Origin of the sequence: Acinetobacter sp. ANC 4862, assembly GCF_004336635.1 — a bacterium.
GTDB lineage: Bacteria > Pseudomonadota > Gammaproteobacteria > Pseudomonadales > Moraxellaceae > Acinetobacter.
In genome coordinates this window covers 13,512-29,433 of the sequence record NZ_SJXH01000030.1, presented here as the reverse complement: position 1 = coordinate 29,433, position 15,922 = coordinate 13,512, and the positions used below count along the sequence as shown (strand labels likewise).

Below are 15,922 nucleotides of genomic sequence, written 5' to 3'. Positions count from 1 at the left end.
ATTTCAAAACAAAACCCGCTCTAAAGCGGGTTTTTTCTGAATAATTAGATCAGCTTAACCAATCAATTTCTTCATCAATTCATTTACTTGAGCAGGGTTGGCTTTACCGCGTGACGCTTTCATCACTTGACCTACAAGACCGTTAAAGGCTTTCTCTTTACCAGACTTGTATTCTTCAACCATCTTCTCGTTTGCAGCAAGAACTTCTTTAATGATCGCTTCAATCGCGCCAGTATCGGTTTCTTGCTTCAAGCCTTTTTCCGCAATAATGGCATCGGCAGATTGACCATTGGATTCCCACATAAAGCCGAAGACTTGTTTCGCAATTTTACCGCTGATTGTATTGTCTACAATACGCGCAATCATGCCGCCAAGCTGTTCAGCTGAAATTGGAGAATCGGTAATTTCCAGGTTCGCTTTGTTTAAAGCTGCAGAGAATTCACCCATCACCCAGTTAGCTGCCAATTTCGCCTGTTTCGCGCCACCTGCAGCAACCACTACAGCTTCGTAGAAATCAGCCAATTCACGTGAACCAGTGAGTACGTGTGCATCATATTCAGACAATTGATGCTCAGATACAAAACGCTCACGACGTGCTTTCGGTAACTCAGGAAGTTCCGCACGAATCGCTTCAATTTGCTCATCAGAAATAATCACAGGCAACAAGTCTGGATCAGGGAAGTAACGGTAATCGTTGGCTTCTTCTTTAGAACGCATAGAACGCGTTTCCATTTTGTTCGGATCGAACAAACGGGTTTCTTGGATGATTCTGCCGCCACTTTCCAAAATGTCCATTTGGCGTTCAATTTCAACATTGATCGCTTTTTCAATGAAACGGAAAGAGTTGATGTTTTTCAATTCACAACGCGTACCGAATTCATTACCCGGACGACGTAACGACACGTTACAGTCACAACGGAACGAACCTTCCGCCATGTTACCGTCAGAAATACCTAACCAGCGTACAAGGGTGTGAATGGTTTTTACATAAGCCACAGCCTCTTCAACAGAACGCATATCCGGTTCAGATACGATTTCAAGCAGCGGAGTACCGGCACGGTTCAAGTCGATACCGGTCATGCCTGCAAAATCTTCATGTAAAGATTTACCGGCATCTTCTTCCAGATGCGCACGTGTCACGCCAATACGTTTTACAGTGCCATCTTCAAGCTGAATATCAACATGACCCAAGCCCACAATCGGGTTGTCCATCTGGCTGATTTGGTAGCCTTTTGGAGAGTCAGGGTAGAAGTAGTTTTTACGTGCAAATACAGACGCTTTGTCAATATACGCATCGATCCCTAAACCGAAACGCACCGCCAACTCGACAACTGCTTTGTTGAGTACTGGCAATACACCTGGCATCGCCAAGTCAACCAAGCTGGCTTGGGTATTTGGGTCTTGACCAAAAGTCGTCGAAGAACCAGAGAAAATTTTAGAGTTTGTGTTGAGCTGTGTATGGATTTCTAAACCAATAACAACTTCCCAACCATCAATCAGCTTCGCCATTACACTGTCTCCTCTGCAATTGCCGCACGTTTGGTATGCCAATCGGTTGCTTGTTGATACTGATGTACAACAGACAACAATTGAGATTCTGACCAGTAGTTACCAATCAACTGTAAGCCAACGGGTAATTGATCTTTATCAAAACCAACAGGCGCGTTAATTGCTGGCAAACCTGCCAGGTTCACAGCGATGGTGTAGATGTCGCCCAAATACATTTCAACTGGGTCTAAAGATGCACCAATTTTATAGGCTGTGGTTGGTGCAGAAGGTGCAGCAATCACGTCTACAGATTCAAAGGCTTTTAAGAAATCTTGCTGGATGAGACGACGTACTTTTTGTGCTTTTACGTAGTAAGCATCGTAATAACCGGCAGAAAGCGCATATGTACCAATCAAGATACGACGTTGAACTTCAGGACCAAAACCTTCTGAACGTGAACGCTTGTACAAGTCTGTTAAATCCACCGGATTTTCACAGCGGTAGCCGTAACGAACACCATCAAAGCGTTGTAAGTTAGACGATGCTTCAGCAGGTGCAATCAGGTAATAGGTCGGAACATAAGCATCAGTCATGTTGAGATCAATCTCAACCAGAGTCGCGCCCATCTCTTCCAATTTTTTCAACGATTCTTCAACGCGTGCTTTCACGTCAGCATCTAAACCGGCAACATTGAAGTACTGTTTTGGAATACCAATGCGTAAACCTTTAACCGAAGTACCGTTCAAGTTGGCTACGTAATCATCAACGTCTTTATTTACCGAAGTTGAGTCACGGTCATCATGACCTGCCATCCCATTCATCAAATAAGCACAGTCTTCAGCTGAACGCGCCATCGGGCCGCCTTGGTCTAAAGATGATGCATAGGCGATCATCCCGAAACGAGACACACGACCATAAGTCGGTTTAAGCCCTGTAAGACCACAGAAAGACGCAGGTTGGCGAATTGAACCACCCGTGTCAGTACCGGTTGCAAACGGTGCAAGATCAGCCGCTACAGCTGCAGCAGAACCACCTGAAGAACCACCCGGAACATGATCAAGCGCCCACGGGTTTTTGGTTGCGCCAAAGTAAGATGACTCTGAGGTCGAGCCCATGGCGAATTCGTCCATGTTCACTTTACCTAAAGTCACCAAACCTGCAACTTTACCTTTCGCTACAACGGTCGCGTCGTAAGGAGAGATAAAGTTGTCCAGCATTTTAGAACCGGCAGTGGTTTTAATGCCGTGGGTGCAGAAAATATCTTTGTGTGCAACGGGAACACCAGTCAACACATTGGCCATTCCAGATTGGCGCAGGGCATCCGCAGCATCTGCTTGAGCTAAGGCTTGTTCAGGCGTAACCGTGACATAACTTTGTACTTGGGCATCGATTTTTGCAATGCGTTTTAAATAATGTTCGGTGAGTTCACGAGACGAGAATTTAGAGCCAGCTAAACCCTCAGAAAGTTCACGAATCGATAAGCGATGTAAATCTGTCATGAGAAATAATTCTTTACGTTTAATTTAACAAAAATGGTTTGACTGATTGGTATTTATTCAATCACGCGTGGAACAAGGTACAAGCCATCTTGAGTTGCAGGTGCAACAGCTTGATATTCTTCACGATGATTTTCTTCAGAAACCACGTCTTCACGTAAGGGTTGCGGATTGTCAAATGGGCTTTTAAGCGGCTCGACACCTTCTGTGTCAATGCCTTTTAAGGTTTCCATCATGCCTAAAATTTTATTTAGACTTTGAGCATATTCAGCAGATTGCGTATCATCTAGCGACAATCGTGCAAGATTGGCGATTGCTGAAACTGTTTGTGCATTTAAATCTGCAGAATGCTGTGCATCCGTTGTAGACATAACATCACCTGATCAGTATTAAAAAAATTCAAAATATCGTGCGTTATAATAAGCGATTGACTTGTTCAAATCATCACATTTAGTTAAAGTTGCCACCTTGCGTCCACATAAAGTTTAATCGAGAACGTCTCCGTGATTCTAAAAAGACTAATTGGCTTGTTTTCGCCCGATCTAGCCATTGATTTAGGTACAGCAAATACACTTATTTATGCACCAGGACGAGGCATTATATTAAATGAACCGACGGTTGTGGCAATTCGTCACAGTGGTTCACAAAAAATTGTTGCCGCGGTAGGTCTTGATGCAAAGCAAATGCTTGGTCGTACTCCTGCGAATATTACTGCAATCCGTCCCATGAAAGATGGTGTGATTGCCGATTTTGAAGTTACAGAAACCATGCTGAACCAATTTATCAGCAAAGTGCATGAAAGACGTCTATTTCCACCTGCACCGCGTGTCGTGGTTTGTGTTCCTTGCAAATCAACCCTGGTAGAACGCCGTGCCATCCGTGAAGCGGTATTTAATGCCGGTGCGCGTGATGTTCGCTTGATTGAAGAGCCAATGGCTGCTGCAATTGGTGCGGGTATGCCGGTTGAGCAAGCATGTGGTTCAATGGTGGTTGATGTCGGTGGTGGTACCACTGAAATTGCCATTATTTCATTACAAGGCTGTGTCTATGCAGACTCGCTACGTATTGGCGGTGATGTATTTGATGAACAGATCATTAACTATGTACGTAAAGCACATGGCTGCGTGATTGGTGAAACCACTGCTGAAGTGATTAAAAAAGAAGTGGGTATGGCATTGCCGGATGAAGGTGCTAAACCGCTCGAAATCGAAGTTCGTGGTCGTAACCTGGCTGAAGGTGTGCCTCGTGCAATTACTGTGACTTCTGATGAAATTATGCAAGCCATTTCTGACCCATTACAAAATATTGTATCTGCGGTTAAATCTGCACTTGAACAAACACCTCCTGAATTGTCGTCTGACATTGCAGAACGTGGCATTGTCTTGACAGGTGGCGGTGCATTATTACGTAACCTCGATAAACTGCTTGCACAAGAAACAGGTTTACCTGTGGTTGTCGCAGAAGATCCTTTAACTTGCGTGACGCGTGGTGGTGGTAAAGTCTTAGAATTCTTTGATAATCCAAATCATGACATGCTATTTGTAGGCTAAGTTAAGGACCAGGCGGGTGCAAACAAATCTGTTTTCTAGACAACCGCCATCTTTTCGCTCATTTATCATTGCGGTCATCACATGCTGGGTCGTGCTATTTTTTAATTGGCGCATGCCGCATGTGATTCAGCCCGCACGTGATGTCTTGTATGCGGCATATAATCCTATTTATGCCTTAGCAAGTTATCCAGTGTTATCGCGAGAATGGCTAAATCAACAAACCAAGTCTGAAGCCCAGTTACGTCGTGAAAATACCGCGATGCAAGCCGAGCTTTTACAGGCGCAAGTTCGTCTGCAAAAATTATCTGAACTTTCTGCTGAAAATACCCGTCTAAGAGGTTTACTCGATACCCCACTGATTATTGATGGGCGTATGGAAATTGCAGAGGTGATTGGTACAGATGCAGATCCACTCAGACATATTATTGTGATTAACCGTGGTGCAAGCAGTCAGCTCAAAGTCGGTCAAACGGTTTTGGATGACAAAGGCATTATGGGGCAAATTATCGATGTTTATCCGCATAGTAGCCGGATCATGCTGTTGTCCGATAAAGAGCATTCTCTATCTGTACGTTTAGAACATACCGGAATGCGTGCCATTGTGACCGGTACAGGTGATTTAGGTCATTTGAAAATGGAATATGTTCCAACCAGTGCCAATATCAAAGTCGGTGAAAAAGTCTATAGCTCAGGTTTGGGTGCACATTTCCCTGCGGGTTACTTAGTGGGAACAGTGTCTAAAGTGAATCGACATAATTCGGGTGAATTTGCCAAAATCGAGGTGATTCCAGCAGCGCTATTGGCAGGTGGACATCATGTGGTGGTGCTCTTTTCTGATTCTTTAGCGATGGAGCAACCGTATGCTGCTCGCTAAATTACGTTCTGAAAATAACCGTGATCCTTTAATTGCCATTATTGTTTCAGTCATTATCTGTTCAGTACTGATCGTTTATCCATTGTCCTATGCTATTTCAGGCGCACGTCCATTATTCATGTTGCTGGTGATGCTGTTCTGGATCATGTGCCAGCCGACATGGTGCGGGATCTGGTTTGCCTTTGCGACCGGTATTTTTACCGATCTTCTGATGGACGCACCCTTGGGGATGAATGCTTTAACCTTTGTGATGATCACTTTTATTGCCAGATTTTTAACTCGGGAACGACGCATTTTGACCTTTGCTAATCTATGGGTCATTAGTTTCTTGGCCGTGTTGGCACATTTGTTTATGACCTGGATCGCTCAAATTATGGGTGGTATGCAATTTTCCATTGCAAGACACTGGCAGCCCTTTGTGAGCAGCGTTTTAGTTTTCCCTGTTATTTATTTTATGTTAAGAAAATGGCGCGTTTAATTCTCGCTTCGAGTTCTCCGCGCCGTCGGGAGCTGCTTCAGCAACTTGGACTGGAATTTGAAATTTTTAGTCCAGAGATTGATGAATCGGTTTTAGCAGGCGAGGGCATTGCAGCTTATGTGGAACGTCTCGCATGTACCAAGGCTCAAGTGGTCTTGGACCAATTCCCTGGTGCCATTGTTATCGCAGCTGACACCAGTTTAGGTGTCGATCATCAAATTTTAGGTAAACCTGAATCTAAACAACATGCTTTTGAAATGTGGCAACGCATTTCAGGTCGTAAACATGATGTATTTTCAGGTGTTTGCGTACGTACAATGACAGAAAAATCAAGTATAGTGGTACGAACGCAGGTTGAGTTTCAACAATTAAGTCTCGATGATATGGAAAGTTATTGGGCGACAGGCGAACCTGTAGGTAAAGCGGGAGCTTATGCCATTCAGGGGATTGCAGCACGTTATATTCCTCGCATAGAAGGAAGTTATAGTAACGTTGTGGGCTTACCTTTATATGAGACAGTACAGTTATTACAGTCGGTTAAGGCACTAAATTAACGGCTGAAAAAAAGAATTTTTATAATGTTTTGAGTCTTATTATGTCTGACGAGTTGTTGATTAACGTCACACCTATGGAATGTCGGGTGGCCTTAATCCAAAATGGTACGGTCAATGAACTATTTGTAGAGCGCACGGTTAAACGTGGTTTGGTTGGAAATATTTACAAAGGCAAAGTTGTTCGCGTTTTGCCAGGTATGCAAGCCGCGTTTGTAGATATTGGTTTATCTCGGACCGCATTTTTGCATATTAACGATATGGTATGGCCGCGTAATCAGCCGACACCCAATGTTTTTGAGCTGCTACAACCGGGTCAGATCCTCACTGTTCAAGTGATGAAAGATATGCTCGGAACCAAAGGTGCGCGTTTAAGTACTGACCTTTCTATTCCTTCGCGTTATCTCGTTCTTATGCCCTATGGTCATCATACTGGCGTTTCACAACGGATTGAATCTGAACAGGAGCGTGATCGCTTACGTTCGATGATTGAAGGCATTCAAACTGAACATAAGCTACCGGGCAGTGTGATTGTACGTACTGCTGCTGAAGGTATTCCAGAATCAGAAATTGCCCAAGATATGGCTTATCTGGCGAAGCTTTGGGAATTTATTCAGCGCAAGCAAACCAGTATCGCTGTTCCTTCACTGATTTTTGAAGAGCTTCCGCTTCCGCAACGGGTGATTCGTGATTTAGCCAATGAAGATACCGCTAAGATTTCAGTCGATTCGCGTGAAATTCATGCAAAGTTGCTAGAGTTTGTCGAAGAATTTGTACCGAGTATGCAAACCAGACTGGTGCACTACCCAGGTGAACGTCCTATTTTCGACTTGTACAATGTCGAAGAAGATATTCAAAAAGCGTTACAAACACGTGTAGCGCTTAAGTCTGGCGGATATTTGATGTTAGACCAGACTGAAGCGATGACCACGATTGATGTCAATACCGGTTCATATGTCGGTGGTCGGACACTGGAAGACACCGTGTTCAAAACCAATATGGAAGCGACGCAAGTGATTGCACGTCAGCTGCGTTTGCGCAATTTGGGTGGCATTATCATTATCGACTTCATTGATATGCAGGAAGCGCAGCATCGTGAAGAAGTGATGAGCCAGTTTGAGCGCATGCTTGAACGCGATCATGCCAAAACTAAAATCACGCAAGTATCGGAGCTTGGCCTGGTCGAAATGACCCGTAAGCGTACCCGTGAATCTTTAGAGCACTTGTTATGTGAATCATGTTCGACCTGTCAGGGACGTGGTTATGTGAAAACTGCAGAGACGGTGTGTTATGAAATTTTTCGAGAAATTTTAAGATATGCGCGCGCTTTTGAATCAAAAAGTGAATTTACCGTTGTTGCGCACCCTTTGGTGATTGACCGATTGTTAACAGCCGAAGCACCGGCAGTGGCCGATTTAGAGCACTTTATAGGGCGTATGATCAAGTTCCAGGTGGAAAATCTATATACGCAAGAGCAATACGATATCATTCTGAGCTGAAATTGTAACAGAATATCGTTAAATACTTGTTACATCTGAAATTTTACTTTCTTGATGTAATTTCTAATACTAGTCATACACAGTAGCCAAAGCCAAAATCTCCCTTTTTGGCTTAGCAAAAAAAGAGGTATGACATGAGTATGAGTCAAGTAGTTATTAAAAAAAGTTTGAATGCGTTAGATAATAAACCAACACAGAATGGTTACATCGTCGATGAGCAAGGTAAAGAAGTTCAGATTACTGCTGCCATGATTCGTTCGGTCTGCCATCAATTATTAAATCAATGTCGTGCAATTAAAAATTAAGGGGCTCATCAAAAGCCCCTTAATTTATTCATATTTACTCTTTATCACTTGCGGTTAACTCACCGCCTGTAACTTTGGGGTTTCTTGACCCACGACCTCTTCAAATCGCTGAATTTCATCTTCTAGGTGAGTCAGTAGGTTTTGCATTTTAGGTAAGGCATTTCGACAGCCTGTTAAGCCCACTTCCAATTTATCCAAATAACTGGTCATTGTAATATTGAGGGCCTGTCCATCTAAAACAATAGAAGCCGGGTAGAGTGCATCCAGTTTGGCACCATTCCAATATAACGGTTCACGCGGTCCGGGTACATTAGAAATCACAATATTGAACGCTTGGCGTTTTGGCATCATTCCCGAGACAATATTTAGACCCGCTGCACCGTAAACCAGCGCGCTATAGTTTAAAATCTGATTTGAATTCATGCGTTTGAACCGCTGCTTGGCATTTAATACACTACGGCGAATAATTTGCAGGCGTTCTAAAGGCGTATCTTTATGCGTACCCAGATTAGCTAAAATCATGGTAATACGATTTGAAACTTCAGAATCATCATCACGAATTGAAGCAGGAACCATAGCAATCAGCGGTTTTTTCGGCAATGCGTTATGACTGAGCAAATACTCACGCAGAGCGCCAGAACAGATGGCCAAGACTACATCATTGATGGTGACACCGAGTGCTTTTGCGATTTTACTTAAACGGCCCAATTCAAAGGATTGGGCAGCAAAACGGCGTGATGAACTGACTCGCTGATTTAAAATACTGCTGGGTGCCTGAAAGCTGGAAACATAGTCCGGATTGCGCCCCATATCTTTGCAGATGGTTTGCGATAGTTCATACATAACTTTAGGGGTAGCTTCAAATTGTGATTTTACTGCTCCCATGATTTTCTTTATACGGCTTGCTTTTGGTTCTTTTAATCGTTTAGCACGAGGACCTTCGACACACCAGAGAGGAACAATACTCTTGGCTTCTGGATCATAGGATAGTGATTTTTCGACTAAACGCATGCCGGCAATACCATCAACCATCGCATGGTGAATTTTAAAGTACATGGCAAAGCGGTTGCCTTCAATACCTTCAATAATATTACAGGTCCAGAGTGGTTTAGCACGATCAAGCAGTGCGCTATGCTCTTGTGAAATATAAGTCAGTAATTCACGGATTCGACCTGGATGCGGAAGCGCGATGTGACGGAAATGATGGTCTAAATCAAATTCCTGGTCTTCGTCCCAAAATAGGCCATTGAGTTTATTATTAAAAGGCGCAACAGGAAGACACTTGGATTTACGAATATCAGCAACGAGATCTTGAATGAATGTGTCAGGTGCATTGTCAGGAATTTGAAATAGAAACAGTCCACCGACATGCATCGGTTGTTGCCGTTTTTCTAGCGACAAAAAAATAAAATCAATTGGGTGTAATGGACGCATAGCGCGGAATGCCTCACTGCAATTTTTGGCTGTTCTTATATGAACAGGCTTGTTAGAATTATAAAAACCGTTTTTTAGTATATCTTTTTTCAAAAAGAAAAGAACTGCTTTCTGTGTAATGATAAGTTAAAAAAACCACTGAATAACAGTGGTTTTTTTGAAAATTATTTTAAATTTCCTGCGTGCAATCCGCATTCTTTATGGGTAGCTTCTTCCCACCACCAGCGACCTTCACGTTCATGCTGGTTTGGCAATACAGGGCGGGTGCAAGGTTCACAGCCAATCGAAATAAAACCACGTTCATGCAAAGGATTATATGGAATTTCCATCATACGAATATAGTTCCATACATCAGCGCTTGACCAGTTAGCCAAGGGATTATATTTAATGAGTTGTTTACCTGGACCTGAAAAACCGGCATCCGCCTGAACTACGGGAATTTCATTCCGAGTACCCGGACTTTGATCTTTACGCTGACCGGTAATCCAACCATCCAGCGTAGCCAGTTTTTTACGTAAGGGCTGAACTTTACGAATCCCGCAACATTCTTTATGCCCATCTTGATAGAAGCTAAAGAAACCTTTTTCAGTGACCAGTTTTTGCATCGTTTCTGTTTCTGGGAAGCAAATTTCGATCTCAATATTGTAGTGTTTACGGACAGTATCGATAAATTGATAGGTTTCTGCATGTAAGCGGCCGGTATCTAAACTAAAGACACGGAAGGGCTTACCCAGATGGGAGGCCATATCAATCAAAACGACATCTTCAGCACCTGAAAATGAAATGGCAATTTCGCCTTGCTGGCTTAATGCAAGTTCCAGAATCTCACTGGGAGATTTATCGGCATATTCAGATGCAAGTGCATCCACAAGGTCAATGGTAGGGATGGTAGTCATGACAGTTCCTGGCTATAGGCTTGGATACTTAAAAACCTATATTAATTTATTTCACAACGATTTTAATAGAATTGAAATAATCTGCTTAGCACTAAAAAATAAATACTTATGAATAAAATAGATTTGAAAAACAGCACCTGAAATATCAGTTTTTAAGCTATGATAGCGCAAAATTTTTTCACTCACATTGGGAGAACCCATGGAAATCGTATGTCTTGATCTTGAGGGTGTGTTAGTTCCAGAAATTTGGATTAACTTTGCCAAAAAAACTGGAATTAAAGCATTGGAAGCCACTACACGTGACATTCCGGACTACGATGTGTTGATGACGCAGCGCCTGAATATTTTAAAAGAGCACGGTTTAGGCTTGAATGATATTCAGGACGTGATTGCAGATATGGGACCTTTCCCGGGTGCTAAAGAATTTGTGAAATGGGTAAGTACGCATTTCCAGTTGATTATTCTTTCAGACACTTTCTATGAATTTGCTCATCCTTTAATGAAGCAGCTGGATTGGCCAACCATTTTCTGCCATAAATTGGAAACTGATGAAAATGGCATGATCTCTGCGTACAAACTTCGCCAGCCGGATCAAAAGCGTCAGGCAGTTAAAGCATTGCACGGTTTAAACTTTCGTGTGATTGCTGCAGGTGATTCATATAATGACACCACCATGTTGGGCGAAGCAGATCATGGCTTCCTGTTTGATGCTCCTGAAAATGTGATTGCTGAGTTCCCGCAATTTCCAGCTATTCACGGTTATGAAGCATTGAAAGAGGCGATTCGTAATGCTTCTGTACGTGATATTCCAGCTTAAGATCCTAAATCTTTGAAATAAGAAAAGGGCGCCAATGGTGCCCTTTCTTGTTTAGTCCTAATGTTTAACGCAATTAGAAGCGGTAACCGATTTTCAGGCCATAGGCAAGTGCTGTGTTGTCTTCAAAATCACCGACCACATTGCCGCCAGTTTGTGCTTTCGCATCACCTAACCAAAGATATTTTACGCCAGCTGCGATAAAATAGCTTTCTGCTGGACTATACTGAGCACCTAGACCCACATTCCAGTTTCCTTCAACAGGACCTAAAGTGGTTACAGGGTTGCCTGCGCCAGAATCGTATCCAACAGAAGCTGTGCCAGCCCATTTGTCATTGATTTTTCGAGAAATACCCGTAGTAATAGACCATTGGTCATCCGAGTAATCAATTAAATTCTTGCCACCAGATTTTGCATGTAAATTTTTAGGCGCTACCGCAAATTGATCCCATTGCACCCAGCGAATATTTGCAAATGCTAAAGTATTTTTAGCAATACCTGACTGCAAATCCAAATTTACAGATTGCGGTGTGACCACTTCTGTTTCACTTTGCAAGCCACTTAGTTTGCCAAAAGCAAAGCTTTCGGTTGTATTTAATTCATGTTTGATTTCGGAACGATATGTTACTGCAGCTTTTAATGCGATTTCAGGAATGGAGTAAGCTGCACCCGCAAGCCAACCATAGGCTTCCGCTTCTTTAAAGTTAATGTCATAGCCGCCTAAAACCGCTGGGCCACCATAAGCTGCACCACGTAAAGAAACTTTACCTTCAACGGTTTGATAGACAGGGCCTGCGTAGAAATTCCAGTTTTTATTCGGTTGATAGCCTATTAATGCTGTTACATTATTGGTTTTAACTTCTACACGCGTACCTTGATTTACTGTTTTATCCGCAAATACACTGTTTTCCACAGCATATGTCGCATCAGCACCATAAGGTTGATCATATAATAGACCTAATGAAATTTGATCTGTTGCTTGAATTTTCACAGCTGCAGTAGGGAAATAATAGTCATCACCCATATCGCTGACTTGATTTCCAACAATGTCTTTACCTTCTACAGTTGGATCAATAACTGTAAAACCTGCTTCAGCATAATTTCCTGGCTGTAAAAAAGCAGAAATTGATTGGCCTGAACGGTCTAAACCACCCGCAATTACTGAAGTAAGTGGAAGAGTGCTAATAAAGATAGCCATAGATAAGGTGTTGAGCTTCATAGTTCTTTCCGTGATGCCATTTTGTAACTAAAAGTCATGGAAAAGTAACATAAATAAAAAAAGAGTAAATGCTCAGCTCTGGGTAGATAATAAACTGTACAATTCAAATAATAGACTTGAATAGAGTAAAGGTACTAATAATACTTTTGTATATTAATGATTTTTAAGTGAAAAATTAGAGTAATTAATTTAATTTTATGTATTGGGGAAAGTACAACTGATTGTTTAAATTAGAAACACTTAGTCATGGATAAGTTTGAATGGATAGTCAATTTTGATTTAAAGGATGTATAAAAGACCATTGCGAACAATGGTCTTTTTATCTTTTAGTTAAATAATATTAGAAACGGTAACCAATTTTAAGACCATAAGCAAGCGCGTGATTGTCTTCAAATTTAGCTACAGTCGCTGGCGTATTGAATTGAGCACCTGATTGAGCATTAGCATCACCTAACCAGAAGTATTTCACACCACCTGCGATGAAGTAGTTTGGTGCTGGGCTGAATTGTAAACCTAAACCTACATTCCAGTAACCTTCAGTAGGACCAAGAGTAGATACTGGATTACCTGCACCAGTGTCATAACCTACTGATACGTTACCTGCCCATTGATCATTTACTTTACGACCAACACCAACAGTTGCAGAAATTTGATCATCGGAATATGCAACTAAATCAAAGCCATTTGGTTTTCCAGTTGAAGCTACAACCGGTGCTTGTACACTAGCTGTACCAAATTTAGGTGGGCGAATGGAGAAGTTAGACCATTCAACCCAGCGTACATTAGCAAATGCTACTGTATCTGCCATGATGCCGGTTTGGAAATCTAAGTTAACAGATTGTGGTGTCGTGATAGAAGTATCTGAATTTGGTAGTGCGTTAAATCCAGCAAATAAACCTGTATTGAAAGTTTCAGTGGTTTTGGCATCATGGTCAATTTCAGAACGATAGGTTAAAGATGCTTTTAAAGCAATATCAGGAATTTGATAAGCAAAACCTGCTAACCACCCAACAGAACCATCTTCTTTTATATTGGCATCATAAGAACCAAATGTAGAACTGCCACCGTATGCTAAACCACGTAATTGAACGTCACCTTTTACAGTTTGATAAACTGGACCTGCATAAAAATTTAAATTTTCATTTGGCTGAAAACCAAATAGCATTGATATATTTTGTGTTTTCACTTCAACTTTGGTCGATTCAGACCCGTTATGGAATAAACCCTCTCCAGTAAGTGGGTTTAAAACTTGGTCGGTAGTAGAGTAAGTTGCATCAGCACCAAATGGTTGATCGTAAATTAAACCAAATGAAAAATTATCCGTTAGTTGTAGTTTTAGTGCCGCACTTGGGAAGTAATAATCATCTCCCATATCTGAGAGATTAGAATTATTTGCATTTGCCTTACCAGATACATCTGGATCTAAAACCGAAATACCCGCTTCAAAATAGTTGCCAGGTTGTAGGAATGCTGAAATAGATTGACCTGAACGGTCTAGCGCGGCTGCAAAAGCCCCTGTCATTGGTACTGTTGCAAGAAGAATCGCGGTACTAAGAGTTTTTAATTTCATTTTGTGTCTTTCCTTGAGGTACAAATTTTTTTACTGCAGATTTATGTTATTTATGCTCAGTATTCATTTTTTGGTAACTTCGGTTTTTTACCGAATATCATTTGTTACTCCATGTGACAAAAATAACACAATAAAAAAAAGAGTAAATGCTCTAGAAAAACAAATAAGTGTAAAAATACACTTTATTAGAGCTTTTAATCTAAATATGGGTGAGGGTGTGTTTGTAATATATTGAAAAATAAAAATAAAAAATTATTGATTGGAATTTGGTTTAGATTTTCATTTGATTAAAAAACAACCATTTACCGTGAAAAGTGTAGTGATAATTTGTTAGCTAGATCACACTATTTTGTTCTAGGAACTCTGCGGCTTAGATTAAAGAACTCAATATATTGAAGTCTGGATACTGGAAGCTATTTTTTAGGTTATATCTTTTTATATTTATTATGAATTTTTAAAAATTTCTGGTCTTATTTATGGGATTAGTAAAGTTTAAGTGGTGAATAAAAAATGTCATTGAAAGTGAATTGATTAAATATTTATTTCATGTGGCCATCTGAGTTTCAGAGATTTTGTATATGAAAATTTTGTATTTCTCTAAAACGATTGTGCGCCCTGCGCGAATAGAACTATGAGCTGTATATCTTTATAATATTGGGTTTGATGATTTCTATTTTTGATTTGTATCCCTATTTGTATCCTTATTTACCTAAGTACTTTTGATTTGATATGACTCCCTGTTTAAGATTCAAATTGGCTTAATTCTATAGTTACTTAAAAGTACTTCAAGATTGGGCTTGCTTAAGTCAATAGATTCAAGAGGAGGGTGTATTAAAGATGGGCAATTGTTGAGTGAAATTATTGATCATTACTTATATAGCAATTCATGGTCTGAGATGGTGACCACATGAACGCAGTCAGCTAGATGCCTCAATGAATGTGAAGTATGGGGTAGCTGCATTGCGTAGTCATTATGGGTTTATCCGGTATGTTTGAATCCAAATATTAAGCTTGGTTGACAAATAATGAAATCAGCAATAAAAGTTGGTTGACAGAAGTTAAAATTAGCAATAAATTGATTTTAACCCAACATTTCACTATTTATTGCGGATATTTTTATGGAATGGCGTCATCCTTCTTGTTTTGAACCACAATTAACCGATGAGGTTATAAGCTTCTTCGCCAAGTATATGTTAGATATTTATCGCGAGATAAATTATCTGCTGAGTGAAAAATACGATTCAAACTATGGACGTGGAACAAGTATCTTTGACAGGACATATAATTGCTTTTTAGACATGATCGTTAATAAGCAATGTCCCGTAGATGTTCATTTGATTAATGGCTCATATAAACTTATCTTTCAAATAGGTAATGCTTCTATACGGTTTTTAAAAGATGATTTTGAAAAGCCAAAAAAGAAAAAATTCCTAATGCAACAATTGCAAAGTCTTAGCTTATTTCCTTTAGATGACCATCAGCCTCATTTTTGGCGTTTTATATTGAATGAACCTAAAACATTAGATGATGAACCACTTGTTGTATTTGCTGGTTATAACTTGGCAAATGAAGTTGTTGCATATTGGGATTCTAGTAGTATCACTGATATCAACCATATTTATTTAGTCGAGCCAGAAACTCCAACATCTGTGGAATTAGGTTCACCGTTGGTTGAAGATCCTGAGATGGATAATGAAAAAGAAGATGACGACGATTCCGAAGCTGTAAACAACTAATTGTAAGATGAC

General features: G+C 40.9%; 15 protein-coding genes. 8 read left to right on the top strand and 7 right to left on the bottom strand.

All coding sequences use genetic code 11. From position 1 onward, the window contains the following. Window positions 1-54: 54 nt before the first annotated feature. The 3 genes from gatB to gatC are packed head-to-tail and all read right to left on the bottom strand — an operon-like array spanning window position 55 to window position 3,355. Window positions 55-1,509: an Asp-tRNA(Asn)/Glu-tRNA(Gln) amidotransferase subunit GatB gene (gene gatB, locus E0409_RS12430; protein WP_131291324.1), complete on the bottom strand. Its 1,455-nt coding sequence runs from the start codon at window positions 1,507-1,509 to the stop codon at window positions 55-57. Then, entirely contained in the window at window positions 1,509-2,987 is a 1,479-nt protein-coding gene (gatA, locus tag E0409_RS12425) for an Asp-tRNA(Asn)/Glu-tRNA(Gln) amidotransferase subunit GatA (RefSeq protein ID WP_131291322.1), read from the bottom strand. The genes gatB and gatA overlap by 1 nt, the downstream gene beginning before the upstream one ends. Window positions 2,988-3,040: 53 nt before the next feature. Next, window positions 3,041-3,355 carry an Asp-tRNA(Asn)/Glu-tRNA(Gln) amidotransferase subunit GatC gene (gene gatC, locus E0409_RS12420; RefSeq protein ID WP_067723929.1) on the bottom strand — a complete coding sequence of 105 codons (315 nt, stop codon included), beginning with the start codon at window positions 3,353-3,355 and terminating at the stop codon, window positions 3,041-3,043. A gap of 132 nt (window positions 3,356-3,487) precedes the next feature. Between gatC and E0409_RS12415 the strand changes: the two genes are divergently transcribed. From E0409_RS12415 to E0409_RS16520, 6 genes are all read left to right on the top strand, one after another. Continuing rightward, complete coding sequence (locus E0409_RS12415; RefSeq protein WP_067723930.1) at window positions 3,488-4,534, top strand: rod shape-determining protein; 1,047 nt, start codon at window positions 3,488-3,490, stop codon at window positions 4,532-4,534. 16 nt (window positions 4,535-4,550) lie between these two features. Further along, a complete protein-coding gene (mreC, locus tag E0409_RS12410; protein WP_086192625.1) occupies window positions 4,551-5,408 on the top strand; it encodes a rod shape-determining protein MreC in 858 nt (285 codons plus the stop codon). Then, entirely contained in the window at window positions 5,395-5,886 is a 492-nt protein-coding gene (mreD, locus tag E0409_RS12405) for a rod shape-determining protein MreD (RefSeq protein WP_131291320.1), read from the top strand. Before mreC ends, mreD begins: the two co-directional genes overlap by 14 nt. Then, complete coding sequence (locus tag E0409_RS12400) at window positions 5,874-6,440, top strand: Maf-like protein (protein ID WP_131291318.1); 567 nt, start codon at window positions 5,874-5,876, stop codon at window positions 6,438-6,440. The genes mreD and E0409_RS12400 overlap by 13 nt, the downstream gene beginning before the upstream one ends. Window positions 6,441-6,481: 41 nt before the next feature. After that, window positions 6,482-7,936, top strand: a complete 1,455-nt coding sequence (rng, locus tag E0409_RS12395) for a ribonuclease G (protein ID WP_067723934.1) — start codon at window positions 6,482-6,484, stop codon at window positions 7,934-7,936. A 134-nt stretch (window positions 7,937-8,070) separates the two neighbouring features. Then, window positions 8,071-8,241, top strand: a complete 171-nt coding sequence (locus E0409_RS16520) for a PA1571 family protein (RefSeq protein WP_165493735.1) — start codon at window positions 8,071-8,073, stop codon at window positions 8,239-8,241. 54 nt (window positions 8,242-8,295) lie between these two features. On the opposite strand, the gene E0409_RS12390 is transcribed toward E0409_RS16520, so the two are convergent. Then, window positions 8,296-9,675 carry a WS/DGAT/MGAT family O-acyltransferase gene (locus E0409_RS12390; RefSeq protein ID WP_131291316.1) on the bottom strand — a complete coding sequence of 460 codons (1,380 nt, stop codon included), beginning with the start codon at window positions 9,673-9,675 and terminating at the stop codon, window positions 8,296-8,298. A 164-nt stretch (window positions 9,676-9,839) separates the two neighbouring features. Next, on the bottom strand, window positions 9,840-10,571 hold the full coding sequence (locus E0409_RS12385) for a phosphoadenylyl-sulfate reductase (RefSeq protein ID WP_086174764.1): 732 nt from the start codon (window positions 10,569-10,571) through the stop codon (window positions 9,840-9,842). Window positions 10,572-10,770: 199 nt separating this feature from the next. Between E0409_RS12385 and thrH the strand changes: the two genes are divergently transcribed. Continuing rightward, the gene (gene thrH / locus E0409_RS12380; RefSeq protein ID WP_086174763.1) at window positions 10,771-11,388 is read left to right on the top strand and encodes a bifunctional phosphoserine phosphatase/homoserine phosphotransferase ThrH; all 618 of its coding nucleotides are present in this window, start codon (window positions 10,771-10,773) and stop codon (window positions 11,386-11,388) included. Between the two features lie 73 nt (window positions 11,389-11,461). On the opposite strand, the gene E0409_RS12375 is transcribed toward thrH, so the two are convergent. Together E0409_RS12375 and E0409_RS12370 are read right to left on the bottom strand one after the other, a co-directional pair. Further along, window positions 11,462-12,604, bottom strand: a complete 1,143-nt coding sequence (locus E0409_RS12375; RefSeq protein WP_131291314.1) for an OmpP1/FadL family transporter — start codon at window positions 12,602-12,604, stop codon at window positions 11,462-11,464. 340 nt (window positions 12,605-12,944) lie between these two features. Further along, window positions 12,945-14,174 (bottom strand): OmpP1/FadL family transporter, encoded by a 1,230-nt coding sequence (locus E0409_RS12370; RefSeq protein ID WP_131291312.1) that lies wholly within the window; start codon window positions 14,172-14,174, stop codon window positions 12,945-12,947. Window positions 14,175-15,292: 1,118 nt separating this feature from the next. Between E0409_RS12370 and E0409_RS12365 the strand changes: the two genes are divergently transcribed. Then, the gene (locus E0409_RS12365) at window positions 15,293-15,910 is read left to right on the top strand and encodes a hypothetical protein (protein WP_131291310.1); all 618 of its coding nucleotides are present in this window, start codon (window positions 15,293-15,295) and stop codon (window positions 15,908-15,910) included. Window positions 15,911-15,922 lie beyond the last annotated feature (12 nt).

Bases quoted from the DNA above. Each gene is read 5' to 3' on its own strand.
- gatB (WP_131291324.1), bottom strand. From the start codon at position 1,509: ATGGCGAAGCTGATTGATGGTTGGGAAGTTGTTATTGGTTTAGAAATC.
- gatA (WP_131291322.1), bottom strand. From the start codon at position 2,987: ATGACAGATTTACATCGCTTATCGATTCGTGAACTTTCTGAGGGTTTA.
- gatC (WP_067723929.1), bottom strand. From the start codon at position 3,355: ATGTCTACAACGGATGCACAGCATTCTGCAGATTTAAATGCACAAACA.
- mreD (WP_131291320.1), top strand. From the start codon at position 5,395: ATGCTGCTCGCTAAATTACGTTCTGAAAATAACCGTGATCCTTTAATT.
- E0409_RS12400 (WP_131291318.1), top strand. From the start codon at position 5,874: ATGGCGCGTTTAATTCTCGCTTCGAGTTCTCCGCGCCGTCGGGAGCTG.
- rng (WP_067723934.1), top strand. From the start codon at position 6,482: ATGTCTGACGAGTTGTTGATTAACGTCACACCTATGGAATGTCGGGTG.
- E0409_RS16520 (WP_165493735.1), top strand. From the start codon at position 8,071: ATGAGTATGAGTCAAGTAGTTATTAAAAAAAGTTTGAATGCGTTAGAT.
- E0409_RS12390 (WP_131291316.1), bottom strand. From the start codon at position 9,675: ATGCGTCCATTACACCCAATTGATTTTATTTTTTTGTCGCTAGAAAAA.
- E0409_RS12385 (WP_086174764.1), bottom strand. From the start codon at position 10,571: ATGACTACCATCCCTACCATTGACCTTGTGGATGCACTTGCATCTGAA.
- thrH (WP_086174763.1), top strand. From the start codon at position 10,771: ATGGAAATCGTATGTCTTGATCTTGAGGGTGTGTTAGTTCCAGAAATT.
- E0409_RS12375 (WP_131291314.1), bottom strand. From the start codon at position 12,604: ATGAAGCTCAACACCTTATCTATGGCTATCTTTATTAGCACTCTTCCA.
- E0409_RS12370 (WP_131291312.1), bottom strand. From the start codon at position 14,174: ATGAAATTAAAAACTCTTAGTACCGCGATTCTTCTTGCAACAGTACCA.
- E0409_RS12365 (WP_131291310.1), top strand. From the start codon at position 15,293: ATGGAATGGCGTCATCCTTCTTGTTTTGAACCACAATTAACCGATGAG.